Source organism: Gymnodinialimonas phycosphaerae (assembly GCF_019195455.1).
Taxonomy (GTDB): Bacteria; Pseudomonadota; Alphaproteobacteria; order Rhodobacterales; family Rhodobacteraceae; genus Gymnodinialimonas; species Gymnodinialimonas phycosphaerae.
Window position 1 is genome coordinate 2,745,524 of record NZ_JAIMBW010000001.1, and the last position, 22,784, is coordinate 2,768,307.

Annotated in this window: 22 protein-coding genes; 2 read left to right on the forward strand and 20 right to left on the reverse strand. The window is 63.2% G+C overall.

The window, feature by feature from the left end; genetic code table 11:
• Nucleotides 1-196: 196 nt before the first annotated feature.
• The 5 genes from KUL25_RS13630 to KUL25_RS13650 form a co-directional block, all read right to left on the reverse strand.
• Nucleotides 197-970 (reverse strand): SDR family oxidoreductase, encoded by a 774-nt coding sequence (locus tag KUL25_RS13630; RefSeq protein WP_257893438.1) that lies wholly within the window; start codon nucleotides 968-970, stop codon nucleotides 197-199.
• A 14-nt stretch (nucleotides 971-984) separates the two neighbouring features.
• Complete coding sequence (locus KUL25_RS13635; protein WP_257893439.1) at nucleotides 985-1,938, reverse strand: calcium/sodium antiporter; 954 nt, start codon at nucleotides 1,936-1,938, stop codon at nucleotides 985-987.
• On the reverse strand, nucleotides 1,931-2,128 hold the full coding sequence (locus tag KUL25_RS13640) for a hypothetical protein (protein ID WP_235602151.1): 198 nt from the start codon (nucleotides 2,126-2,128) through the stop codon (nucleotides 1,931-1,933). The genes KUL25_RS13635 and KUL25_RS13640 overlap by 8 nt, the downstream gene beginning before the upstream one ends.
• A complete protein-coding gene (locus KUL25_RS13645; protein ID WP_068359831.1) occupies nucleotides 2,128-2,928 on the reverse strand; it encodes a S49 family peptidase in 801 nt (266 codons plus the stop codon). The genes KUL25_RS13640 and KUL25_RS13645 overlap by 1 nt, the downstream gene beginning before the upstream one ends.
• A gap of 72 nt (nucleotides 2,929-3,000) precedes the next feature.
• Complete coding sequence (locus tag KUL25_RS13650; protein ID WP_257893440.1) at nucleotides 3,001-3,819, reverse strand: fumarylacetoacetate hydrolase family protein; 819 nt, start codon at nucleotides 3,817-3,819, stop codon at nucleotides 3,001-3,003.
• Nucleotides 3,820-3,891: 72 nt separating this feature from the next.
• Between KUL25_RS13650 and rbsK the strand changes: the two genes are divergently transcribed.
• On the forward strand, nucleotides 3,892-4,842 hold the full coding sequence (gene rbsK, locus KUL25_RS13655; protein ID WP_257893441.1) for a ribokinase: 951 nt from the start codon (nucleotides 3,892-3,894) through the stop codon (nucleotides 4,840-4,842).
• Here rbsK and KUL25_RS13660 read toward each other — a convergent pair.
• The 12 genes from KUL25_RS13660 to KUL25_RS13715 form a co-directional block, all read right to left on the reverse strand.
• Nucleotides 4,785-5,708: a hypothetical protein gene (locus KUL25_RS13660; protein ID WP_257893442.1), complete on the reverse strand. Its 924-nt coding sequence runs from the start codon at nucleotides 5,706-5,708 to the stop codon at nucleotides 4,785-4,787. The genes rbsK and KUL25_RS13660 overlap by 58 nt on opposite strands.
• 63 nt (nucleotides 5,709-5,771) lie before the next feature.
• The gene (locus tag KUL25_RS13665) at nucleotides 5,772-6,080 is read right to left on the reverse strand and encodes a Dabb family protein (protein ID WP_257893443.1); all 309 of its coding nucleotides are present in this window, start codon (nucleotides 6,078-6,080) and stop codon (nucleotides 5,772-5,774) included.
• Between the two features lie 19 nt (nucleotides 6,081-6,099).
• Nucleotides 6,100-7,323 carry a glycerate kinase type-2 family protein gene (locus KUL25_RS13670; RefSeq protein ID WP_257893444.1) on the reverse strand — a complete coding sequence of 408 codons (1,224 nt, stop codon included), beginning with the start codon at nucleotides 7,321-7,323 and terminating at the stop codon, nucleotides 6,100-6,102.
• On the reverse strand, nucleotides 7,320-8,324 hold the full coding sequence (locus KUL25_RS13675) for a LacI family DNA-binding transcriptional regulator (protein ID WP_257893445.1): 1,005 nt from the start codon (nucleotides 8,322-8,324) through the stop codon (nucleotides 7,320-7,322). The genes KUL25_RS13670 and KUL25_RS13675 overlap by 4 nt, the downstream gene beginning before the upstream one ends.
• A 9-nt stretch (nucleotides 8,325-8,333) precedes the next feature.
• Nucleotides 8,334-9,497, reverse strand: a complete 1,164-nt coding sequence (locus tag KUL25_RS13680) for a dihydrodipicolinate synthase family protein (protein WP_257893446.1) — start codon at nucleotides 9,495-9,497, stop codon at nucleotides 8,334-8,336.
• A gap of 3 nt (nucleotides 9,498-9,500) precedes the next feature.
• On the reverse strand, nucleotides 9,501-11,087 hold the full coding sequence (locus KUL25_RS13685; protein ID WP_257893447.1) for a GMC family oxidoreductase: 1,587 nt from the start codon (nucleotides 11,085-11,087) through the stop codon (nucleotides 9,501-9,503).
• A 9-nt stretch (nucleotides 11,088-11,096) separates the two neighbouring features.
• Nucleotides 11,097-11,807: a 3-ketoacyl-ACP reductase gene (locus KUL25_RS13690; RefSeq protein WP_257893448.1), complete on the reverse strand. Its 711-nt coding sequence runs from the start codon at nucleotides 11,805-11,807 to the stop codon at nucleotides 11,097-11,099.
• On the reverse strand, nucleotides 11,804-13,273 hold the full coding sequence (locus tag KUL25_RS13695; RefSeq protein WP_257893449.1) for an FAD-dependent oxidoreductase: 1,470 nt from the start codon (nucleotides 13,271-13,273) through the stop codon (nucleotides 11,804-11,806). Before KUL25_RS13695 ends, KUL25_RS13690 begins: the two co-directional genes overlap by 4 nt.
• A gap of 129 nt (nucleotides 13,274-13,402) precedes the next feature.
• The gene (locus KUL25_RS13700) at nucleotides 13,403-14,518 is read right to left on the reverse strand and encodes an ABC transporter ATP-binding protein (RefSeq protein WP_068359851.1); all 1,116 of its coding nucleotides are present in this window, start codon (nucleotides 14,516-14,518) and stop codon (nucleotides 13,403-13,405) included.
• A gap of 5 nt (nucleotides 14,519-14,523) precedes the next feature.
• Nucleotides 14,524-15,405: a carbohydrate ABC transporter permease gene (locus tag KUL25_RS13705; RefSeq protein WP_068359853.1), complete on the reverse strand. Its 882-nt coding sequence runs from the start codon at nucleotides 15,403-15,405 to the stop codon at nucleotides 14,524-14,526.
• Complete coding sequence (locus tag KUL25_RS13710) at nucleotides 15,405-16,310, reverse strand: carbohydrate ABC transporter permease (RefSeq protein WP_068359855.1); 906 nt, start codon at nucleotides 16,308-16,310, stop codon at nucleotides 15,405-15,407. Before KUL25_RS13710 ends, KUL25_RS13705 begins: the two co-directional genes overlap by 1 nt.
• 78 nt (nucleotides 16,311-16,388) lie before the next feature.
• Nucleotides 16,389-17,642: an ABC transporter substrate-binding protein gene (locus KUL25_RS13715; protein WP_257894866.1), complete on the reverse strand. Its 1,254-nt coding sequence runs from the start codon at nucleotides 17,640-17,642 to the stop codon at nucleotides 16,389-16,391.
• A gap of 247 nt (nucleotides 17,643-17,889) precedes the next feature.
• On the opposite strand from KUL25_RS13715, the gene KUL25_RS13720 reads away from it, so the two are divergent.
• A complete protein-coding gene (locus KUL25_RS13720) occupies nucleotides 17,890-18,948 on the forward strand; it encodes a LacI family transcriptional regulator (protein WP_257893450.1) in 1,059 nt (352 codons plus the stop codon).
• Here the strand turns inward: KUL25_RS13720 and KUL25_RS13725 are convergent.
• From KUL25_RS13725 to KUL25_RS13735, 3 genes are read right to left on the reverse strand one after another with little or no spacing between them, the layout of a single operon-like run.
• Entirely contained in the window at nucleotides 18,912-20,447 is a 1,536-nt protein-coding gene (locus tag KUL25_RS13725) for an aldehyde dehydrogenase family protein (RefSeq protein ID WP_257893451.1), read from the reverse strand. The two genes, KUL25_RS13720 and KUL25_RS13725, sit on opposite strands and share 37 nt — an antisense overlap.
• Before the next feature lie 3 nt (nucleotides 20,448-20,450).
• A complete protein-coding gene (locus KUL25_RS13730) occupies nucleotides 20,451-21,215 on the reverse strand; it encodes an enoyl-CoA hydratase/isomerase family protein (protein WP_257893452.1) in 765 nt (254 codons plus the stop codon).
• Nucleotides 21,212-22,783 carry an acyl CoA:acetate/3-ketoacid CoA transferase gene (locus tag KUL25_RS13735; RefSeq protein ID WP_257893453.1) on the reverse strand — a complete coding sequence of 524 codons (1,572 nt, stop codon included), beginning with the start codon at nucleotides 22,781-22,783 and terminating at the stop codon, nucleotides 21,212-21,214. Before KUL25_RS13735 ends, KUL25_RS13730 begins: the two co-directional genes overlap by 4 nt.
• Nucleotide 22,784: the final 1 nt, after the last annotated feature.

A 22,784-nucleotide genomic window follows, 5' to 3' on the forward strand; every position in this document is an offset into this window, starting at 1 on the left:
GAGAACTCTTTGGCATTGCGGTTTTTCCCTTGTTTTAGGCGGGGTTCTACGATTTGCCTATTTTTTAGGCGAATCTTCAAGCCCTTGTTTTTAAACCGTAAAAACATGTCCTTAATCTCTGAAGTCGTGCCATTAATGATATCTTCATGAAGGTTACCAAAATAGGGGCTCCGGTGGAGAACACTAGTATCCCAAATCACTCTACGCCCAGGACATCCGGCGTTTGCCACGTCAGATGTTGGCCCCCATCCACGCACAAAAGTTGCCCCGTGACCGCTTTTGCCGACAGAAAATACCGCAGCGCCTCCACGATTTCGACCGGGCCTGCGCCGCGCTCCAGAACGGTCGCGGCGCGCTGTGCGGCGAAGTGTTTGGCCGATTGGCGGGCGCCCTGCATCGTGGGGCCGGGGCCGATGGCATTGACACGGCAGCGCGGCGCAAGGGCCTGCGCGGCGGTTTGGGTGAAGGTCCACAGGCCCATCTTGGCAAGGGTGTAGGTCATGAACTCGGGCGTCAATTTGCGAACCCGCTGGTCCACCATGTTCACCACAAGGCCCTGGGCCACGGGCTCTGCGCCCTCATCCATCACCGGGTCTGGCAGCTGCGCCGCCAAGGCCTGGGTCAGCACGAAAGGCGCGCGCAGGTTGGACATCATGTGGGCATCCCACGTGGTCCGCGTGGCGGTTTCGATGTTGTCGTAGTCAAAGACCGAGGCGTTGTTGACCAGCACCTGCACCGGGCCGAGCGCGTCGATGACACGGGGCATCAGGCCCGCCACGGCGTCCTCGTCCAGCAGGTCCGCTTGCAACGCCACGGCCCGCACACCCAAGGCGCGGGCCTCGTCGGCGGTGGCCTCGGCGGCCTCTGCGCTACTGTTGTAATGGATCGCCACGTCGTGACCCTGGGCGGCCAGTTCCAACGCAATCGCGCGACCCAGGCGTTTGGCCGCCCCTGTTACCAATGCTGTCATGTCTCGGAAGCTCCCTAAGCCAAGAGCAGCAAGATATAGCCCACATAAAGCGCAGTGAAAGCCAGACCGACCACGCGGCCCATGCCCCAGCGGAAAAAGACGAACGGCGCCAGAATAAGGGACGCCGCCAGCATGACCCACAGATCAAAGCGCAGGATTTCCGGGTCGACGGGAATGGGCCCCACGAAGACCGCAACACCGATGATTGCCAGAAGGTTGAAGACGTTCGACCCGATCACGTTGCCGATCGCCACGTCCGCCTGACGCCGCAGCGCGGCCATGACCGTGGTGGCCAGTTCCGGCAACGATGTGCCCACCGCCACCAGCGTCAGGCCGATGACCGCATCGCTGATGCCGTATTCCGTCGCAATCGCCGTCGCGCTGTCGATCAGCAGGCTCGCCCCCAGCGGCAGGCCAACCAGACCCAGCACCAGGTAAAGACCGATCTTCCACCACGGCATGTCCGGGTCGGCCTCTTCCAACTCGTCCAGTTCATCCACCGCACCGTTCACGGCCTTGCGGTGCGCGCGGGCCTTGCGCACGGCGTCGCCCAACACGAACGCGAGGCCCGCCAACAAGATGATCCCGTGCCACCAGGTCAGCGGCCCCATGAATGAGAGGGCAATGAAAAGGACCGTGGCGGCCATCATGAACATGTATTCACGCCGGGTGTCGCTGGTGGCGGCGAGGCCTGCCATCAACGCGGGGATGCCGAGGACCAGCAGCACGTTGGCGGTGTTCGACCCCACAACGTTGCCAAGCGCAAGGCCCGGCACACCGTCGAGGATGGATTGGATCGAGATCAGCAACTCAGGCGCCGAGGTGCCGAAGGCCACGATGGTCAGCGATACGATCAGCGCCGGGATGCCCAGTCGCAGCGCAAGGTTCACCGCGCCCTTGACCAATACGTCACCGGCCAGAAGCAGGATCACCAGCCCCAGGACCGCAAACCCGAATTCGTCAATCATTCCCGCCCTCTCGGCAGACACGGCACTTGCCGCCGCGCAGGTTCATCCGCCCGCAGTCGGGGCAGGTACGCGGTTTCGGAAGCGCACCGTTCTGGCGGTTGCGCCCAATGCGCCCGCCCAGCCAATGCAGCTTTCCGAACATCGCCAGAACCGCCATGCCGATCAGGAAAAGGGTGACGATCTTCAACATCACGTCAGCCCGAACCGCGCATACAGCGCGCGCTCCTCCATGCTTTGGTCCAGATCCGCCAAGACCTGCGCCCCAAAGCGCGGGATCAGGGGTTTCTTCGGCTCGTAGGCCGCGAATTTCACTTTCGCGCCGTAGAGTTCTTTCATCTTCGGCACGAGGTGGCCGATGCCATCGGCAAGGCCAAGCTCCACACCCCTGGCCCCGGTCCAGAAAGCGCCGGTAAACATCTCGGGGTCGTCCTTCAGGCGCGTGCCCCGGTGCGTCTTCACATGCTCGATGAACGACGCGTGAATATCCGTCTGCAATGCTTTCAGCCGCTCGATATCCTCGGCCTTTTCCGGCGAGAACGGGTCAAGGATGCTCTTGTTTTCGCCGGCGGTATGAACGCGACGCTCGACGCCCAGCTTGCCCAAGGCCTCCACGAAACCAAAACCCGCCGAGACCACGCCGATGGACCCCACGATCGAGGACGGGTCGACCCAAATGTCATCGGCGGCGCAGGCCAGCCAGTACCCGCCCGAGGCCGCCACATCCTCCACGAAGGCGTGGACCTTCACGTCCTTCTCTTTGGCCAACCGCCGGACGCGCGCGGCGACCAGTGCCGATTGCACCGGCGAGCCGCCGGGCGAATTGATCACCAACGCCACGGCGGCGGGTTTGCCCTTTGAAAAAGCCCTCTCGATTACCGGTGCGAAAGTGGCATCGCTGATGCCCCCGCGCGCGTTAGCCGCAATCGCGCCTTGAAGGCGGATCACGGCAACTTTGGGATCAGAGGAAAGGAAGGGGATAAAACGTTTCATGCAATGCGATGTAGGCGGCTGGGGCCTTGGCAACAAGGCAAGCTGCCATGTTTTCAGCCCCAGTGTTGCGGATCAAGCCCCCTGCACCGGAAGCCGCTGCTCGCCCAGGCCATCGATGCCCAGCCGCATCTCTTGCCCCGCACGCAGGAAGACCTGCGGGCTCTTGCCCAATCCGACGCCGGGAGGCGTGCCGGTGGTGACCACGTCGCCGGGCTCCAACGTCATGAAACGGCTGATGTATTCGACGATGAAATCCGGCTTGAAGATCATCGTGTCGGTGGTGCCGTCCTGCATCCGCTTGCCATCCACCTCCAGCCAGATGGCCCGCCCCGTGGGCGCGCCCAACTCGTCAGGTGTCACCAGCCATGGCCCCATCGGCGCAAAGGTGTCGTGGGATTTGCCCTTGGTCCACTGGCCGCCATGCTCTTGCTGCCACGCACGTTCACTGATGTCGTTGAGGATGAAATAGCCTGCGATATGCGCGGCACCGTCGGTGGTGTTCTTGGCGCGGGTGCCGATGACGAAGGCCAGTTCCGCCTCCCAATCGGTCTTTTCACTGCCCGGTGGCAGGATCACCGGATCATTGGGACCCGAGATCGAGGTGGTGGCTTTCATGAACAGTACCGGTTCCGTCGGGACATCCCATCCGCCCTCGGCGGCATGGTCGGCATAATTCAGGCCCACGCACACCAGCTTGCCCACGCTGCCCACGCAGGGCCCAAGGCGCACGTCACCGGCCAAGGGCAGCGTTTCGGGCGTAATCTCGGGCATGGTGGCCAGCGTGGTGCCATCGATATCGGCCACAACTCCGCTCAGATCGCGGACCTTGCCGTCTGCATCCAAAACGCCGGGCTTCTCTGCGCCCGCCTCACCCCATCTTACAAACTTCATTTCCGTTGGCTCCCTTGCGTTGATCGCGGGCATCATGCTTGGCTCTGGCGGGAACGCCAAGGGGGGAAGCACATGGCCGATATAATCATTCTGGGCGTCTTCGTCGCCGATGCTGCCTACCGGACAGCGCGGATGCCTGCGGTCGGTGAAACACTTTTGGGCACCGGGTTTCAACTTGGCCCCGGCGGCAAAGGCTCCAACCAGGCGGTGGCAGCGGCGAAGGCGGGGGGCGACGTGGCGTTCATCAGCCGGATCGGGGCTGATACTTTCGGGAAGATGGGCCGCGATGTCTGGGCGCAGGCAGGCGTCCAGCCCCTTGTGGTGGAGGACCCGGATGTGCCCACCGGATCGGCCGGGATCTTCATCGAGGAAACGTCGGGCCGCAACGCCATCGTCATCGCGCCGGGAGCTTCCGGGCATTTAAGCGCCACGGACGTGGAAGCCCGCAGCAATGACATCGCGGCCGCGAAGGTCGCCCTGACCCAGCTGGAACAGCCGATGGACGCCGCCGTCCGTTTTCTGGAACTAGCGCGCGCGGGCGGCGTCACCACGATCCTCAACCCAGCGCCCGCAGCAGACTTGCCCGACGGCATGCTGGCGCTTTGCGACTACGTGACCCCGAATGAGACAGAGGCCGAGGCACTTTCCGGCTTGCCGGTCACGTCGGTGGAAGAGGCGCTTGTCGCGGCAAAGGCGCTGCTTGCGGTGGGGGTGCGAAAGGGCGTGGTGATCACCCTGGGCGAGGCCGGGTCGCTTTTCTGGGACGGGGCGCGCGCGATCCACACCAAGGCCATGGATGCAGGGCCCGTCGTCGACACCACCGGGGCGGGCGACGCCTTCAACGGCGCCTTCGCCACCGCACTGGCTGAGGGCTATCCTATTGAAAAAGCGCTACGGTTCGCCACCGCCACCTCTGCGCTTTGCGTCACCAAACACGGCACCGCCGCGTCGATGCCGACGCGCGCTCAGGTCGACGCGCTGCTGTCTTCTGCGTCAAGCGACGACTCGATATCCTTGATATGAGCGTCCAATTCATCGCGGTGCGCGCTTGGCATCTTGTCGACCAGCGTGTCGCGCAAGTCCGGCCATTGCGGCGACTGATAAAGGAACCGCATCCGGTGATAATGCAGGATCACCGCGTCCGGTGTCTGGCTGTAATCCATCCGGTGTGACAGCGAGTAATTGTGTAGCTCGTCCAGTACCCGCGTCTTGTAGCCAAACCGCTTCATCGTCAGCGGGAGGGTGATCTGGTCCAGCCAGGGGCGCTTGTTGGCAATCGCGCAATTCAGGTCAAAATCCAGCGCGGTATCCAGCCAGTGTTCCCCGAAACGTCGTCCATCGTCCTGCTTGGCCTCGGGGAACGCGACAAGGCCTGCATTGAAATAGGGCACGTATTCCAGTTTCGCCCCGCGCAGCAGTTTGACCCGTTCCTTGGGCACCTCCATGTCGAAATGGGCATAGGCCCTTGTCCAGCGGGCGTTCTTGCCGCCCCATGTGGGCCGCCCCTCAGGCGCGGCGGCGCAGGTGTCCGGCGCAAGGTCCATGAACTCCGCCAGGGACGCCGTGCAGGCCATATCCGTGTCGAGGAATACCGAATGCGTCGCGCCCCGGTCATCGCAGGCGGCCACGATCTTGTTGCCGTGAGGATAGGGCTTTTTCCACTTCGGCGGCGCACTCAGCGTCCGCAATTCCACCCCGCAGACCTCATAGATCGCGTGGGTGATATCGCGCATCTCGGCGCGGTTCGGAGCCGTGGCATAGGCGACTTGCCTGACCCGCGCATCACCCTCATGGGCCTTGGCAAGCGAGGCCGACAGGAGCCACGATTGCTTTTCCAGCCGATAGCCATCGGCGACATAGAATAGCGCTAGGGACTTGGGGTCACTCATGGCGGTTTTCCGCATCTGCTGCTCGGGCGTTACCTTGCCCGCAAACGGCACATCGCGCCAGCCTCAGACCTCCAGATCGACGACAAAGATCCCGTCCGCGCCATTCTTGCACGACGCCACCAACAGCGCCCCCGCGCGCTGGTGCGTCGGGTTGGCAGCATAGGTGTCCAGCGCGGTCTTGTCGGTGAAGGTGCAGAGAAACCCGTAGGGATACCGCTCGGACTTGTTTTCAAAATCGCGGTTGGGGCCATGGCGGAATTCTTTCAGGCCGGGAAGATCGGGCGCGAGGGTTTCCAGGATCGCCATCGCCTCCTTGATCGCGGGCATTGCGTCCGGCCCGTCGGGCTCCAACATCACCAAGTGATATAGCATTGGTATACCCCCTCCGGGTTCAAGTGACCAAAATCGCGCGAAAGTCATTCACATTGGTCAGTGTGGGCCCCGTCACGACCTGATCACCTATGAAGGCGAAAAAGCTGTGCGCATCGTTGGTGGCCAGCGCATTCTGTGGCGTCAGCGTGGTCGCCTTGCCCAACGTATCCGGCCCGATCACCGCCCCCGCAACCTCTGCCGCGCCATCGACGCCGTCGGTGTCGCAAGCAATGGCGTGGATATTTGCATGGCCGTCCAACGCGATAGCCAGAGCCAAAGCATATTCCGCGTTGGGCCCACCTACACCGTCACCCCGACGCGTTACGGTCAACTCTCCGCCCGAAAGGATCACCGTGCCAGGGGCTGCCTTGATGGCAATTTCCGCATGGGCGGCCGCGACATCCCGCGCCTCTCCCTCAATGGAATCTCCGAGCATTTCAACGGCGTACCCGGCGTCACGCGCCAAGGTCGCCGCCGCTTCCAGGGATTGCGACGGAGCGGCGTAGATCACGTTTTCTGTTCGCGTTAACCGGGGGTCATCCGGCAGCACCGGGTCGCCCCCCTTCTGCAAGTACGCCTTGATCGACGGCGCAGGCGTCACACCCCATTTTTCCAATGCCTTCAGCGCTCTGGCAGCACTCCCCTTGTGCCCGACCGTCGGCCCGCTGGCGATATCGCCGGGATCGTCCCCGGGCACGTCAGAGATCATCAGCGCCAGCATCCGCGCCGGGTACGCCGCCGCCGCCAACCGCCCGCCCTTCACGGCGGATATCTCTTTTCGAATGCCGTTGATCGTGCCAATCGGCGCGCCCGAGGCCAGAAGTCCAGCCGTCAGGTCCTGTTTTTCGGCCAAAGTTACCCCCTCGACCGGCGCGCACAGCAGCGCCGATCCGCCGCCCGAGATCAGCGCGAGGACGAAATCCCCCTCTCCCACCGTGTCCAACAGTGCCAGCATCCTTTGCGTCGCGGCCACGCCCGCAGTGTCCGGGACCGGATGCGAAGCCTCCACGATTTCAATGCCTTGGCAGGGTCGCGCGTAGCCGTATCGCGTGATCACCAGCCCCTCGCAGGGGCCCCACTCTGCCTCCACCGCCTCTGCCATGCGGGCGCTGGCCTTGCCCGCGCCGATCACCACGACGCGGCCCTCGGGCTTTGGCGGCAAGGCGCTGGCGAGCGATTGCATCGGGTCCGCAACCGCTACGGCGCGATCAAACAGACCTCGCAAAAAATCATCTGGCGTCATGGGTTTCGCCCCGTGCTGGAGGTCCGGGCCACAAGATCCACCGGGGCGCGATATTCGGGCGGCGGCGTCACGCCATCCTGCATCCACGCCAACAGACCATCCGCCACGCCCTTGGCAAAGCCCTCGATATCGCAGGCGACCGAAGAGAGTTGCGGCCAGACCTGCGCACAATCCTCGATGTCATCAAATCCCACGAGGCGGAAGTCGCGGCCCAATTCCACGCCTTCGCGTGCAAAGCCCGACAGCATCCCCAAGGCCACCAAGTCGTTGAAACATATGGCCGCGTCGACGTCCTTGGACAGGGCGTGCACCGCCTCCACCCCAAACCCGCGTGAGCTACGGCCATGCAGCGTGAACGGCTCCGCTCCTGCGCGCTTGATCTCGGCGAGGTAGCCGGACTTGCGCTCTTCCGTGATCGCGCGGCCTTCCATGCCGCCAACGAACGCGATGCGCTTGGCTCCTTGGTTCATCAGGTGCCGTGTCGCGCGCGCGGATCCCGCCGCGTAGTCGAAGGACGCGAAGGGAAAGAGGCCCGTGCGCGGGTCGGTTTTGCGCAGGACCTGCATCGCGGGAATGCCCGCGCGCTCCACCTGGTCAAAGGCATCGCCGCTTTCGTCATAAGCCGGAGAAACGACCAGCGCCGAGACGCCGTGCTCAATCATGGACCCCATCAATTTCGCTTGCAAATCAGCATCTTCGTCGCTGTTCGCGATCACCGTCGCATAGCCTTTCGCGGCCAGTGTCATCTGTAGGACCGTCGCGAATTCGGTGAAGAACGGGTTGCGCAGATCGTTGATCACCAACCCCACCAGCCCTGCCGATTGTGACCGCATCTGCGCTGCCGCACGGTTGTAGACGTAGCCGATTTCGGCCATCGCGGCGCGCACGGCTTCGCGCGTCTCGGACTTCACTTGCTTGGAATTCTGCAAGACGAGAGACACGGTCGATTTCGACACGCCCGCACGGGCGGCGACATCCAGGATGGTGGGGCGGCGGGTCATTATTCAGGCTTACCCCTCGATGCCGTGAAGCGCCAGAAGGTTGCCCATTCGGGCAGTTGCGCGCCCCGGATCCGTCAACAGGCGCGCTTGATCCGCAAGGCGGAAGACTTCCGCGAAGTGGCTGATTTCGCGAGACGATTGGAAGCCCCCCGGCATAATGAAATGCGACTGCGTGCCGTTAAGCCAGGACAGGAACGCGATGCCCGCCTTGTAGTATTGCGTGGGCGCTTTGAAGATCTCGCGGCTCAGCGGGACGGTGGGGGCCAGCAACGCATGATAGGTTTCCCGGTCGCCTTGGGCGAGGGCCTCCAACGCCTGTGACGCGGCGGGGGCGATGGCGGCAAAGATGCCCAGAAGCGCGTGGGAATGATGGGGGCCGTCCCCTTCGATCAGGGGCGCATAGTTGAAATCATCCCCGGTATAGAGACGGACGCCCTTGGGCAGGCGCGCGCGGAAGCCTTCCTCATGTGATTGATCCAAAAGGGATATCTTGATGCCATCGATCTTGTCGGAATGGCGGGTCACAAGGTCCAGAACGAGGTCGTTGACCGTGGCAAGGTCCGATGCCCCCCAGTATCCGGCCAGCGCGGGGTCGAACATCTCGCCCAACCAATGCAGGATTACCGGCGCTGCGGCCTGCGTGATGAGGTGGTCATAGACCTCGAAATATGCCTCCGGCCCCGCGTTCAGCGCGGGCAAGGCGCGGGTGGCCATCAAGATGACCTGCCCGCCCGCGGCCTCGATCGCCTCCATCTGCGTCTTGTAGGCGGCGATGATCGCGGCCGGGCTGGTCAGCTTTTCCAGCGGAATGTGGTCGGTCCCGGCCCCGCAGGCCACGCGGGGCTTCATCGGATGCGCCTTCGCGGCGCGCATCGTCCGCTCGATCAACTCCTTCGCCGTGGGCCAATCCACCCCCATGCCGCGCTGCGCGGTATCCATCGCCTCTGCCAGGCCGAGCCCTTGATCCCAAAGGCCTTCGCGGAACTTCAGCGTGGCATCCCAATCCACGGCGGGGCGCCCCTGCCAGGGGTCACGTTCGGCCAGCGGATCGCTGACGACATGGGCGGCGGCGAAGGCGGTGCGGGTCAGTGGCACGGACGGGGCGCGTGGGGTCAGAGGCTCTCCCACCAGCGCGTAGTCTTCCAGAGTTCCGGCGTAGGTTGGCAATCGCATGGCTTAAATCCCCTGGTCTTCACGGATCATATCGGCGGCCTTTTCGCCGATCATGATGGTGGGTGCATTGGTGTTGGACGACACGACGCGCGGCATGATGGAGGCGTCGGCCACGCGCAGCCCCTCGACCCCGTTGAATGCCAAGCGCGGTGTGACGACCGCGCTGTCGCCCGCCCCCATGGCGCAGGTTCCGGCGCAGTGATGCGAGGTCTTGGAATGCTGGCAGATGAAGTTGAAATACTCCTCATCCGTGCGCACATCCGGGCCGGGCAGACGCTCGGCCTTGATCATGTGAGACAGGGCCTGCTGCCCAAGGATCTGTTGCGTCAGTTTGAGGCCCCGAATGGACATCTCGCGGTCACGCGGATCGGCGCAATAGTTCGGGTCGATCAACGGCGCTTTCGCCGGGTCGCTGCTGGCCAACCGCACCGATCCGCGTGACCGGGGCCGCAGGTAGCAGGAGTTCAGCGTTACGCCCCCCTCCGGCATGGAGACGACGCCCGCCTCGATCCCGGTGCCAAGGCCAAGGTGGAATTGCAAATCGGGCGACCGCGCATCGGGGTCGGCGTACCAGAACCCCCCGGTTTCAAAGAGGCTAGACGCCACAGGGCCCTTTTTAGTCAACAGGTATTTCATGCCCGCCAGCACGCTGAGGTGCGGTTTGGCGAAGCGGTCATAGGTATGCGGGCCCGAGACTTCTGCAATGCAATAGAGGTCCAGATGATCCTGCAAATTTGCCCCTACCTGCGGCTGATCCAGCACCACGTCGATCCCAAGTTCTTGTAGATGATCCGCCGGGCCAATCCCCGACAACTGCAACAGGCGCGGCGAGCCGATCGCCCCGCTGCACAGCACCACCTCCCGCTCTGCCGTGATCCGCGTGCCGTCCAGCATCTCGACACCCACCGCGCGGCCCTGCTCGACCACGATCCGCCGAACATTGGCGCGCAGCTTCACGGTCAGGTTCTTGCGGCCCCGGTTTGGGTGCAGGAACGCCATCGCCGACGACGACCGACGCGCGTTCTTTTGTGTCAACTGATAGTAGGCCGCGCCTTCCTGCACCTCTCCTGTCACATCCTCGTTGAAGGGAATGCCAAGGGCCTTTGCCGCCTCGAAATACGCCTCGCAGATCGGCAACGGGGCGGCAGGTTTCGACACGCCAAGGGGGCCGTCCTGGCCGTGGTAGCGACCTGCGTAGGTGTCGTTGCCTTCGGACTTGCGGAAGTAGGGGAGAACATCCTCATAGCTCCACCCTTCACACCCTAATTGCCGCCATTCGTCGTAATCCAGCGGGTGGCCGCGCGTGTAGATCTGCGCGTTGATGGCAGAGCCGCCGCCGATGACCTTGGCCTGCGTGTAGGTGAAAACCTTGCCCTGCATGTGGGTTTGCGGCGTCGTGCTCCAACCCCAGGACGCGATGCCCTTGGTCATTTTCGCAAAGCCTGCGGGCAGGTGGAAGAACGGGTGGCGGTCGGAGCCGCCGGCCTCCAGCAAGCACACTCGCACGTCAGGGTTCTCGGACAGGCGCGAGGCAATGACGGACCCTGCGCTGCCACCGCCGATGATGATGAAATCGTAACCCTCAGCCATGGGAATGCCTCAAAATGTCTGGATGGACAGGCCGCCATCCACGGGGATTTGCGCGCCGGTGGCGAAGGCGAAATCCCCGCGCGCCAAGGGCACGACGACGTCGGCAATATCGCGCGGCGTGCCCCAGCGGCCAGCGGGGACGGTATCGGGGATCGTGCTGTCATAGCGGTCGGCCACGGGGGCCGTCATCGGTGATTGGATGATGCCGGGGCGGATATCGAAGACGCCGATGTTGTGCGGCGCGAGGCGTTCGGCGAAGGCGCGTGCGGCCATGGCGGTGGCGGTTTTGGAGATGCAGTATTCCACCCGGTTGGGGCTGAGGACTGACGCGTTGACCGAGGTGATGAAGGTGATGGAGCGGTAGGGCGCGGCGGGCAATTCCAGCATCCGCCGTGCCACCTGCTGCGCCAGAAAGACCGCGCCTCGGGTGTTGACGGAAAGGCAGCGGTCAAAGCTTTCCGGCGTCATATCAAGCACATCACCCCGCGCCATTGCCCCCACGCCCGCGTTGGAGATCAACGTCGTGATGGGCCCCACGGCGTCCAGAAGCGCCGGAATGGCGTCAATGTGGCGCACGTCGTGCTGGTGGTAACTGGCCTCGAACGGCATCTGAGCCGTGGCCGCATCAGAGGCCACCGCAATTTCCCATCCCGCCGCGTGCAGGGCCGTCGCAATGCCAAGGCCAATGCCCTGCTGGCCCCCTGTAATAAGCGCTTTCATGGAGTTTCCTTCAGATGATCTGCCTGCCGCAAAGCCAGTGCGGCGATGGTCAGGGACGGGTTGACTGCCGCCGATGTCGGCAGCAGCGAAGCGTCGCAGATGTAGAGGTTCGGATGGTCATGGGTGCGCCCCATCGGATCGCATACGGAGGTCGCGGGATCGTCCCCGATCCGCGCCGTTCCGCATTGGTGCGAGGGCGTGCGACGGTCGAAGGCCTTGGACAGAACCACCGGGAAGCCCACCCGTTTCAACGTCGCCTTCAGCTTCGCAACCAGCGCCAGATGCGCCTTCCAGTTGGAGCGTTTCCAATCCAACACGATGTCATCCCCGCGCACGCTTACGCGGCTGTCGGGGTTCGGCAGATCCTCGGACATGGCGTAGAAATCGATCGCACGCCCCGCGATCAGCCGGGCCAGCGGCATCGGCAGCCCGGTTTGCGCCGCAAGAATAGGCGCAGACACGCGCCCCAGCAGTTGCACGTTGCCCAAGGGCGCGCCGTCCGGGCCGCCCGTCAGGTACCAATCGTTGATCTGAAGCGTCTTTTGGTAGACCGACCGATTGCGCCGCCCGCTCAGGCCCAGAACCGCGCTTGCGTTGTGGTTCATGAAATTGCGCCCCACCTGATCGGACCGGTTCGCCAGCCCGGTCGGATGCGCCTCATCGGCCGAGCGTAGCAGCAACGCCGCCGTGCGGACCGCCCCCGCCGCCAGCACGATGCGCGGTGCAGTCAGGCGCCCGGCAGAGGTCAGCAGCCCCGTGACCCTGTCGCCTTCAACCTCGATCCTGCGGACTTCGACCCCGGTGCGCAGGATCACGTTCGGGTCTTCCAAGGCCGTGACCAGCGCCGCGCTTTCGGCGTCCAGCTTGCCGCCGTTCGTGTCGGGGAAAGCGTCCCACGGGGTCTGCGCACGGCTCAACCATCGCTCCAGGTCGACCGCCAAGGGCAAGGGCGACGGGTGCAGGCCCGCCTTCGTAAGGCGCACCGCAAGGTCCGAGATCTCTGGCTCGTGGGGGACCGGCGGGAACCCGTAGCCGTCATGGGGCGGGTCGGTGGGGTCCATCCCGGATTGTCCGCGCACACGAAACAGCTGTTCAGCGCGGGCGTAGAACGGAGCCAGTGCGTCGTAGGAGACCGGCCATCCGGGCGTGGTGCCCCCGATATGTTGGATCGGGGCGAAATCGGCCTCGCGATAGCGCAACATGACAGCGCCATAGAACTTGGAATTGCCGCCCACGCAGGCGTAATTGCCCGGACTGAAGCGCGCACCATCCGGCGTCAGCCAAGTCTCATCGGGGCGATAGTGGCCGTCGCGGAAAATCGCGACAGGGTCGCGCGCTTCCGGGCTGTCGTGCAAAAGCTGCCCGCGCTCCAGGATCAGTACGCGCAAGCCCGACCCTGCCAATCCGGCGGCCAATGTCGCCCCGCCCATGCCGGAGCCTACGATGATGATATCCGCGTCGGTCATTACCCTCTCAGCAATACATTTGGAACGTTCCAATTCCAAGTCAAAAAGCACGCGGGCCGCTCGGGGCGCGGTCACACCAGTAGTTACGAAAAAACTACAGGTTTACTACAGGACGACGACACGGATTTTTCAGGCAATCCGGGCTTGGGACGTGGGGTCGAACAGAACCGCCTTGTCCATGTTCACCGCGAATTCGAACGGTTGGTTCGGGTGCACGTCGGCATCGGCACGCATCCGCGCGATGCAATCCTTTCCCGACAGCGTGGTGCTGACGAAGGTGTCCGCCCCAGCAGGTTCCGTTATACTGACCGTGTTGGTCATCATCTGGATGTTGCGCGCGTTTCGGTCAGCGCCCTCGGGGTCTGTGATCGCCTCGGGCCGGACGCCAAGCATCACCTTTTTGTCGACGTAAGCTCGGTAGGCCTCGGGCGCATCCTCGATGCGAAGCGCCACATCCGCCCCCTCGGCCCCGGTGAACTGCGCATGCAGCGCGCCGTTCATTTCCACCAGTGTGGCGTCGAGCACATTCATTGCGGGCGAGCCCATGAAGGTCGCTACAAACAGGTTGGCAGGGTTGTCGTAGATCTCTTTGGGGGTGCCAAGCTGCTGGACGTAGCCGTCATACATGACAGCGATCCGGGTCGAAAGCGTCATCGCCTCGATCTGGTCGTGGGTCACGTAAACGATTGTTGTGCCAAGCTTTTGGTGCAGCTTCTTGATCTCGGTCCGCATGTCGACACGCAGTTTCGCGTCAAGGTTGGACAGCGGTTCATCGAAGAGGAAGACATCCGGGTCCCGCACCAAGGCGCGGCCCATGGCTACGCGCTGGCGTTGTCCGCCGGAAAGCTGACCGGGCTTGCGCTTCAGCAGGTCTTCGATCTGCAACAGTTTGGCGACATCGGCCATGGCCTTGTCGCGTTCAGGTTTCGGCGTGCCCTGCATCTCCAGCCCGAAAGTGATATTCTGGCCCACGGTCATGTTCGGGTAGAGGGCGTAGCTTTGGAACACCATCGCGATGTTGCGCTTGGAGGGCGTGACGTCATTGACGACCCGGTCCTTGATGGCGATCTCTCCGCTGGTGATCCCCTCCAACCCCGCGATCATGTTGAGTAGCGTGGACTTGCCACAGCCCGAGGGGCCAACGAGAACAAGGAATTCCCCCTCTTGCACCTGGATGTCGACCTTATGCAGAACCTCCACCGCGCCGTAGGATTTGGTGACGTTGTTGATGTCTAGAAAACCCATGGGACTTATCCTTTGACCGAGCCAGCCATCAGGCCACGGACGAAATATCGACCGGCCACGATGTAGACGAGAAGGGTTGGAGCGGCAGCCATGATGGCGCCTGCAAAGTGGACGTTATACTCGCGCACGCCGGTGCTTGAGTTGACGAGGTTGTTGAGCGCTACCGTCATCGGTGCCGCCCCACCTGACGCGAAGGACGCGCCGAAGAGGAAGTCGTTCCAGATGTTGGTGAACTGCCAGATGCAGCAGACGGCGATGATCGGGCCGGAGCTTGGCAACATGATGCGCCAGAAGATCTGGAAGAAGCCCGCCCCATCGATCTGGGCCGCGCGCACCAGTTCGGTCGGGAAAGCGGCATAGTAGTTGCGGAAGTAGAGCGTGGAGAAGCCGATACCGTAGACCACGTGGACCAGGATCAACCCGTAGGTGGTGCCCGAGATGTTCAGGATACCCAGGATCCGTGCCATCGGGATCAGGACGATCTGGAAGGGGATGAAGCAGGAAAACAGCAAGAGCCCGAAGATCCACGTCGCGCCCCGGAAGTGCCATTTGGTCAGCACGTAGCCGTTCAGCGCCCCCGCGATGGTCGAGATCGCGACCGCAGGCACCGCCATGGCGATGGAGTTGATGAAATAGGGGCGCAGGCCCGTCGGCTCTACCCCGATCTGTGCCGTGGACCAGGCCGATAGCCATGGCTCGATCGTCCATTGCTGCGGCAGGGCGATCATGTTGCCGCCGGTGATTTCCTCCAGCGGTTTGAGGGAGTTCACCAGCATGATCCCGAAGGGCAGCAGGTAGAACAGTGCAAACAGGAGCAGCACGAGGTAGATGAAAGTGCGCGCGACCTTGGAGGTCTTGATGGCGCTGTCGGCAGAAGCGATGGCCATTATTTCTTCTCCCTCAACTCGGCATAGAGGTAAGGCACCATGATCGCCGCAATCGTCATCAACATGATGACGGCGGACGACGCGCCGATGCCCATCTGGTTGCGGGTGAAGGTGTAGGAGTACATGAACGTGGCAGGCAGCGCCGTGGCGTTGCCGGGGCCGCCGCCGGTCAGCGCGATGACCAAGTCGTAGGACTTGATGGCAAGGTGGCTGAGGATCACGAAGGCGCTCAGGAACGCGGGCCGAAGTTGCGGCAGGATGATCCGGCGGTACATCTGGAATGTCGACGCGCCGTCCATCTGGGCAGCTTTCAGGATTTCGTTGTCTATGCCCCGCAGACCGGCAAGGAACATCGCCATGACGAAGCCCGAGGATTGCCAGACGGCGGCAATGACGATGGTGTAAATCGCCATCTCGCGGTCCTTGATCCAATTAAACTCGAAACTGGCCCAGCCCCACAGGTGCATCGTGTTCTCGATGCCAATGGCAGGGTCGAGAAACCATTTCCACGCCGTGCCCGTCACGATGAATGACAGCGCCATGGGGTAGAGGAAGATTGGGCGCAGCAGCCCTTCGCCACGAATCTTCTGGTCCAGCAAGATCGCGAGCATCAAGCCGATGATCGTGCAAATGATGATGTAAAGTGAGGCGAAGATCGCCAGGTTGGTGACGGCCGTGTCCCATTCGCGGATGCGGAACAGACGCTCGTAATTCTGGAAGCCCACAAGATCGAAGCTCGGCAACATGCGCGAGCCGGTGAAGCTGAGGTAGACCGTGAAGGCGATGAAGCCGTAGACGAAAATCACCATCACCGCGAAGGACGGCGCGAGCACGATCTTTGGCAGCCAGTTCTGAAGGCGTGTGCGGAAGTCCGCGCCCCCTAACATGGGATCGGTAGCGGCCATGGGGCCTCTCCTTGCGGTCTGGACGGGATGGTTGAGAAGGGTGGACCGGCCCACGATCGGGGCCGGTCCGGGACCTACTTATTGAGCAAGCTCGACAGCGGTGACCATCTCGGCCGCGGCGGTTTCCGCATCGTACTCACCGTTGAAATGCGCGGTGATCACGTCGTACATCGCGTTCTGGACGGACGGAGGGTTGGCGTGGCCGTGGGCCATGGAGCCGAACAGCGTGCCCGCTTCACCGGCGGCTGCCAGATCGGCCATGGCCGCCTGACCACAGGCATCGAACGCAGAGGCGTCGATGTCAGTGCGCGCAGGGGCCGAGCCTTTGACCACGTTGAACGCGATCTGGAACTCAGGCGACATCACGGCAGAGGCCATGGCGACTTGCGAGGCCTGATCGCCTTCGTCCGCGACGTTGAACATCGCGAACTGGTCCGAGTTGAACGTCACGGTGCCCTCGGTCCCGGGTACGCGGAAGCACTGGAATTCCTCGCCGGCTGTGAGGCCCGCGTTGACGAATTCACCCTTCGCCCAGTCACCCATGATCTGGAACAACGCTTCGCCGTTGATCACCATGGCCGAGGCCAGGTTCCAGTCGCGGCCCGAGAAGTTGTCGTCCACGAAACCGCGTAGAGTGGCCATCCGCTCGAACGCCTCGACCATCTGGGAACCGCCAAGTGCGTCCGGGTCCAACTCGACCATCGCGGCCTGATAGAACTCGGGCCCGCCGACGCCCATCACCATCGAATCGAAGATGGTAGCGTCCTGCCAGGCCTGACCTCCGTGCGCCAGCGCGGTGTAGCCCGCGTCCGCAGCGGTCTGCATTGCGGCAACAAAGTCTTCCCAGGTGCCGGGCTGTTCGATGCCAAGCTCTTCCATCAGCGCGGTGTTGGCCCAAACCCAGTTGGTGGAGTGGACGTTGACCGGCGCGGCAACCCAGTTGCCTTCGTACGTAGAGAACCGCTGAAGCGCCTCGGGCACAACTTCGTTCCAGTTCTGCTCTTCTGCCAAGGCGTTTAGATCAGCCAGCGCACCTTCGGCGGCCCAGTCCTGGATCGAGAAGCCAAGCATCTGCACGGCGGTGGGCGGGTCGCCTGCGGTCACACGCGCGCGCAGAACGGTCATGGCGTCAGAGCCACCACCACCGGCGACGGGCATGTCGGTCCAACCGATGCCACCACCGGCCAGATCTTCGCGCAGAACGTTCAGGGCAGCCGCTTCGCCGCCGGACGTCCACCAGTGCAGAACCTCCACATCCTGCGCCTGAGCGGCGGACGTGATCGCCGTCGTGGACAACGCCAGTACGGCCGCGCCCGTGGACAGTTTTTTCATCAAGGTCATTCGATTTCCTCCCAATTGACCAATCCCCTTACCGGGGCTGCATGAATTAAAACGTTATAAATCCCAGTCAAGTCAACCGGAATTTACGCTTTTCGTTTGCAAGTTTCGCCGCAAAGCAGCAAGTTTTGCGGGGTTTTTTCTGCAATGCAGAATGCAAGGCAAGATGAAACACGCTATTGAAACGTTTGAAATCCTGCGCAATATACTTGGCGACACAACCCAAAGGCGATGCCCTCCCATGAGCAGCGATCCCGGTCTGACACAGACAGGCGACAAACCGACGCTGCGCTCTTTGGCGGAGGCGACCGGGTACTCTGTGGCCACGATCAGTCGCGCCTTGGCCGATGATCCGCGAATCGCGGCCAAGACCCGCGCGACCGTGGCGCGTGCTGCCGAAGCGGCGGGCTACGTGCCGGACCGCGCCGCGCGCCGCTTGCGCACCGGGCGCACCCAAGTGGTGACGCTTCTGCTTAATACGGAACATGAATTTCTGGGTTTCACCCATGAATTCCTGTCCGGCATCACCGAGGCCCTGCGCGGCACCGGCTATTCCGTCAATGTTGTACCCGATCACGTGGGGGAAGATCGGTTGGAACCGGTCCGCAACATCCTGCGCAACCAACTGGCCGATGGCATCCTCTTTACCCGAACCGAGGCGTTCGACCCGCGTGTCCGCCTGCTGTTGGAAGCCGATTTTCCCTTCGTCAGCCATGGCCGCACTGAATTCACCACGCCCCATCCCTTCGTGGATTTCGATAACGAGGCCTTCGCGCGCCGTGCCGTGGAACGCCTTGTCGCCAAGGGCCGCAAACGTCTGTCCCTGATCCTGCCCGAGGATCGTTTCACCTTCACCCAACACCTGCGCTACGGCTTCCTCAGCGCCGTGCGCGAGGCAGGGGTGGACTATGAGATCGTCGAAGGTGTCACGCTCGACAGCTCGTCGAGCGATATTGCACGCGCCACGCGAGAAAGCCGCCTGTCTGATACCCCGCCTGACGGCTACGTCTGCGTCGGAGAGGTCACGGCGCTGGTCACGCTTTCGGCGTTGTCCGACAGCGGCGCCGTTCTTGGCCGCGACGCCGACATCTTCGCCAAACGCGCCTCGCCGATCTTCGACAACATCCGCCCCCGCATCGACACGGTCTACGAAGACCTGCGCGGGACTGGGCACAAGATGGCGGAAATGCTTCTGCGCCGTATGGCCGGAGAGCCCTCCGAAGAGCTGACGCATCTGCTGCAGCCGGATTTCGAGCAACTCGGTCACGACAAACCCTGCGATGACGCGACCCAAGGCTGACGGGTGTCGCCGATGCGCATCTGCACGGTCTTCACCTCCAGGAATTCCTCGAGCCCGTAGCGTCCAAGCTCTCGCCCCTGCCCGCTTTCCTTGAAGCCGCCGAAAGGCATTTCCGGGTAGCCGTCCATCCAGGTATTTGTCCAAACCGTCCCGGCATGCACCCTCCGCGCGAAGCTGAGGCAGGTGGACATGTCCTTGGACCACACCCCCGCAGAAAGGCCGTAAGTCGCGCCATTGCACAGGCGTAACGCCTCATCGAGGGTCTTGAAGGTCAGCACGGCCAGCACCGGCCCGAAGACTTCATCACACGCGATGGGCATGTCGGGGCGCAGGTCTGTCACGACCGTGGGCTGATAGAATTGTGGCCCCACGCCGTCTACGCCAAAGGCCGCGCCACCGATCGCCACCCGCGCGCCATCGGCAACGGCAGCCTGAACGTAGCCATCGATTTTCGCCATATGCTCGGGCGAGATGATCGCGCCGACTTGCGTGGCCGGGTCCAGGGGATCCCCAAAGGGCACCCGCCGCGACAGGGCCACGACCTTTTCGGTCAGCGCCTCGGCCACGTCCTCATGCACGATGATGCGCGAGCCTGAATTGCAGCATTCGCCCGCGTTGAAGTACACGCCAAAGGTGATCGCATCGGCGGCTTGATCCAGATCCGCATCGGGGAAAATGACCTGAGGGTTCTTGCCGCCCAACTCTAGCGAGACCTTTTTCAGCGTCCCGCTTGCCGCCGCTGAAATCCGCTTGCCCACACCGGTGGAGCCGGTGAAGCTGATCATATCGACGCGGCTGTCCGTGGACAGCACCTCCCCCACCGGGTCGCCAAATCCGAGCACGATATTGAGCACACCCGCAGGCAGGCCCGCTTCAATCAGCAACTCGCCCAGAATGCAGGTCGTGGACGGCGTCAGTTCCGATGGCTTGACCACCGCAGTGCAGCCCGCCGCCAGGGCGAAGGGCAGTTTTTGGGACACGATCAGGAACGGGAAGTTCCAGGGCGTGATCATCGACACGACGCCGATGGGCTCTTTCAAGACGACCCCCAACATGTCCGGCCCAAGGCTGTTGTGGCTGTCGCCGTGAATCATCCGCGCAAGACTGGCCGCATAACGCCAAAGGTCCGCTGCGCCGCCGATCTCGGCCTTGGCCTGGCTGATGGGTTTACCGGATTCGAGCGTTTCCAGCAGGGCAATCCGGTCCAGATCCCGCTCAATCAACTCGGCCACTTTCAGCAGGATCGCCGCCCGTGACGCACCACTTGAGAACGCCCAATCGCCTTGGTCAAACGCAGCGCGCGCCGCTGCAATCGCGGCATGGGCATCGGCCGCGCCGCCTTTGGCGGACGTGCTGACGTGGGTGCCATGGGCGGGCGAATGTCGCTTTGACACCGAGCCATCGGCACTGTCGCACCACGCGCCTGCAATCAGGTGCCGCCCCGTGAACGGCGCGGGGGTCGCAACGCCGGCGGAGGGAATAATCGTCATCTCGGTCATGGGCTAAGTCCCTCGGAAATCGGGTGAGCGTTTCTCGGCGAAGGCGGACACGCCCTCGGCCTTGTCCTCGGTCGCGCCGACCATGCCGCCGCCCAAGGCTTCGATCATCGCATTGCGATCTTCGCCGACCGCCGCGTGGATCTGGTATTTCGCAACCTCATGGGCGCGGGGAGAGGCCTTCATCGCCTCTTTCGCGATGGCGACTGCCGTGGCAAGCGGGTTGTCTGCCACCTCGGCAAACCCCAGCGCCTGCGCCTTTTCCGCCGAGACCCGGCGACCAAACAGCGCCATATCCTTGACGACCGCTTCCGGCAGCAAACGCAACAGCCGTGTGTTGCCGCCCCAGCCTGGCACAATGCCGACCTGGGCTTCAGGCAAGGCCAACGTCGCGCCCGGAGCCATGATCCGCAGGTCCGCGCAGGCGGCCAGTTCGAGCCCGCCGCCAAAGGCGTGGGCTTGCAAGACCGCAATCGTGGGCTTGGACAGGCCTGCCAGACGGTCCAGGATCCTGTGGCCTTCACGCACCCAATGGCGCGCGAAATCGGTAGGAGAAAGCCCGCCCCATCCGCTAATATCCGCGCCCGCACAAAAGGCGCGCTCCCCCTCTGCGGTGATCAGAACGATGCGCACCAGCGGATCCCGTTCGAGGGTCGCGCAGGCATCTTCCAACTGCCCCAGCATCTGCACCGTCAACGCGTTCAGCTTGGACGGGTTATCCAGCGTGATCCGAGCCATGGCCCCGTCGATCGCAAGGTGAATGGCGCTCATACCGGCAATCCCATTGGTTTGTCGCACAACAAGCTCTGCGGCAGGGTGATGGCGTCTTCGGCCACGCTGACGCGGCCTTCGCTGGCGGCGACGATGTCTTTGGCCGGGTCGATACCCGGCATGATCTCGGTGGCCACAAGACCTTGATCTTGCAGGCGCATGACACAACGCTCGGTGATATAAAGCACCTCTGCCCCCCGCGCCCGGGCGCGGCGGCCCGCAAAGGTCACGTGTTCCACGGCCTCGACCATCTTGGTGAACTTGCCGGGCTTGGCGATGTTCAGGCCGCTATCGGTGATTTCAAACTGCGCACCCGCCTCGAAGAATCCGCTGAAAACGATCTTCCTTGCATGGGCCGTGATATCCACGAAGCCGCCGCAGCCCGCCGTGAGGTAGGGCTTTTTGCCAAGCTTGGAGACGTTGACGTTGCCGTCTATGTCGACCTCCATGAACGACAGGAAGCTTACGTCGAACCCGCCGCCTTGGAAGTAGGCGAATTGTTGGGGAGAGGGCACAAAGGCATCCGCGTTGGAGGCACAGCCGAAGGCGAAGCCGGTCAGGGGCATGCCGCCCACAGCCCCCTGCTCAATCGCCCATGTCACCGCGTCGTGGACGCCTTCTTCCAGCAGAATGCGCGGCACCATCGCCGAGATGCCGAAGCCGAGGTTAGCGGTCATCCCGCGGCGCAGTTCCATCGCGGCGCGGCGCGCGATGATCTTCTCCACTCCGTGTTCTGCCAAGGCAAAGCTGCTCCATGGGCGCATCACTTCGCCGGAAATTGCGGGGTCATAGGACGTTTCCGTGGTCTGCTTCTGATCAGGGTCTACCACGATCAGGTCCACCAGATGCCCCGGCACATGCACGTCATGGGGCCGCAGAGACCCCGCCGCCGTCACCCGTTTGACCTGCGCAATCACCAGCCCGCCATGGTTTCGCGTGGCGATCGCCTGATCGAGCCCCCCCAGATACGCGCCCTCGTGCTCATAGGTCAGGTTGCCGTTTTCGTCCGCGGTGGTGGCGCGGATGATGGCAACGTCAGGCACGATATTGGGGAAGTGAAGCCAGGTGTCGCCCGCGAAGTCCACGCGGCTCACGATGGGGGCGGCCTCGGCGCGGGCGTTCATCGCGCAGCCTTCGCGAATCGGGTCCACGAAGGTTTCCAGCCCTACTTGGGTCAAAACGCCCGGGCGGCGCGCGGCGACGTCGCGGTGCATGTCAAAGAGAATGCCGGAGGGCACGTTATAGGCGGCGACGCGGTCATCCACGACCATCTGCCAGATTGCGGGCATCGGCAGGGACGACGGGCCCGAGGGGTAGGAGCCGCCGATGATCCGGGATAGAAGACCGTCCTTGGCGATGTGATCCACGCCTTTAACGCCATACATGTCACCCGCCGCAATGGGGTGGATCGTGGTCAGGTTCCGGGGCGCGCCTTCCAAGTCGAACCGCGCGCCGATGGCCTGCAATACAGCGTCCGGGCAGCCCAAGGCGCTGGAGGAGGATACTGTAACGACAGCGCCATCCTTGATGCGTTTGGCCGCCTCTTGCCCGGATACGATCTTCGACATC

Bases quoted from the DNA above. Each gene is read 5' to 3' on its own strand.
- KUL25_RS13630 (WP_257893438.1), bottom strand. From the start codon at position 970: ATGACAGCATTGGTAACAGGGGCGGCCAAACGCCTGGGTCGCGCGATT.
- KUL25_RS13635 (WP_257893439.1), bottom strand. From the start codon at position 1,938: ATGATTGACGAATTCGGGTTTGCGGTCCTGGGGCTGGTGATCCTGCTT.
- KUL25_RS13640 (WP_235602151.1), bottom strand. From the start codon at position 2,128: ATGTTGAAGATCGTCACCCTTTTCCTGATCGGCATGGCGGTTCTGGCG.
- KUL25_RS13645 (WP_068359831.1), bottom strand. From the start codon at position 2,928: ATGAAACGTTTTATCCCCTTCCTTTCCTCTGATCCCAAAGTTGCCGTG.
- KUL25_RS13650 (WP_257893440.1), bottom strand. From the start codon at position 3,819: ATGAAGTTTGTAAGATGGGGTGAGGCGGGCGCAGAGAAGCCCGGCGTT.
- rbsK (WP_257893441.1), top strand. From the start codon at position 3,892: ATGGCCGATATAATCATTCTGGGCGTCTTCGTCGCCGATGCTGCCTAC.
- KUL25_RS13660 (WP_257893442.1), bottom strand. From the start codon at position 5,708: ATGAGTGACCCCAAGTCCCTAGCGCTATTCTATGTCGCCGATGGCTAT.
- KUL25_RS13665 (WP_257893443.1), bottom strand. From the start codon at position 6,080: ATGCTATATCACTTGGTGATGTTGGAGCCCGACGGGCCGGACGCAATG.
- KUL25_RS13670 (WP_257893444.1), bottom strand. From the start codon at position 7,323: ATGACGCCAGATGATTTTTTGCGAGGTCTGTTTGATCGCGCCGTAGCG.
- KUL25_RS13675 (WP_257893445.1), bottom strand. From the start codon at position 8,324: ATGACCCGCCGCCCCACCATCCTGGATGTCGCCGCCCGTGCGGGCGTG.
- KUL25_RS13680 (WP_257893446.1), bottom strand. From the start codon at position 9,497: ATGCGATTGCCAACCTACGCCGGAACTCTGGAAGACTACGCGCTGGTG.
- KUL25_RS13685 (WP_257893447.1), bottom strand. From the start codon at position 11,087: ATGGCTGAGGGTTACGATTTCATCATCATCGGCGGTGGCAGCGCAGGG.
- KUL25_RS13690 (WP_257893448.1), bottom strand. From the start codon at position 11,807: ATGAAAGCGCTTATTACAGGGGGCCAGCAGGGCATTGGCCTTGGCATT.
- KUL25_RS13695 (WP_257893449.1), bottom strand. From the start codon at position 13,273: ATGACCGACGCGGATATCATCATCGTAGGCTCCGGCATGGGCGGGGCG.
- KUL25_RS13700 (WP_068359851.1), bottom strand. From the start codon at position 14,518: ATGGGTTTTCTAGACATCAACAACGTCACCAAATCCTACGGCGCGGTG.
- KUL25_RS13705 (WP_068359853.1), bottom strand. From the start codon at position 15,405: ATGGCCATCGCTTCTGCCGACAGCGCCATCAAGACCTCCAAGGTCGCG.
- KUL25_RS13710 (WP_068359855.1), bottom strand. From the start codon at position 16,310: ATGGCCGCTACCGATCCCATGTTAGGGGGCGCGGACTTCCGCACACGC.
- KUL25_RS13715 (WP_257894866.1), bottom strand. From the start codon at position 17,642: ATGAAAAAACTGTCCACGGGCGCGGCCGTACTGGCGTTGTCCACGACG.
- KUL25_RS13720 (WP_257893450.1), top strand. From the start codon at position 17,890: ATGAGCAGCGATCCCGGTCTGACACAGACAGGCGACAAACCGACGCTG.
- KUL25_RS13725 (WP_257893451.1), bottom strand. From the start codon at position 20,447: ATGACCGAGATGACGATTATTCCCTCCGCCGGCGTTGCGACCCCCGCG.
- KUL25_RS13730 (WP_257893452.1), bottom strand. From the start codon at position 21,215: ATGAGCGCCATTCACCTTGCGATCGACGGGGCCATGGCTCGGATCACG.
- KUL25_RS13735 (WP_257893453.1), bottom strand. From the start codon at position 22,783: ATGTCGAAGATCGTATCCGGGCAAGAGGCGGCCAAACGCATCAAGGAT.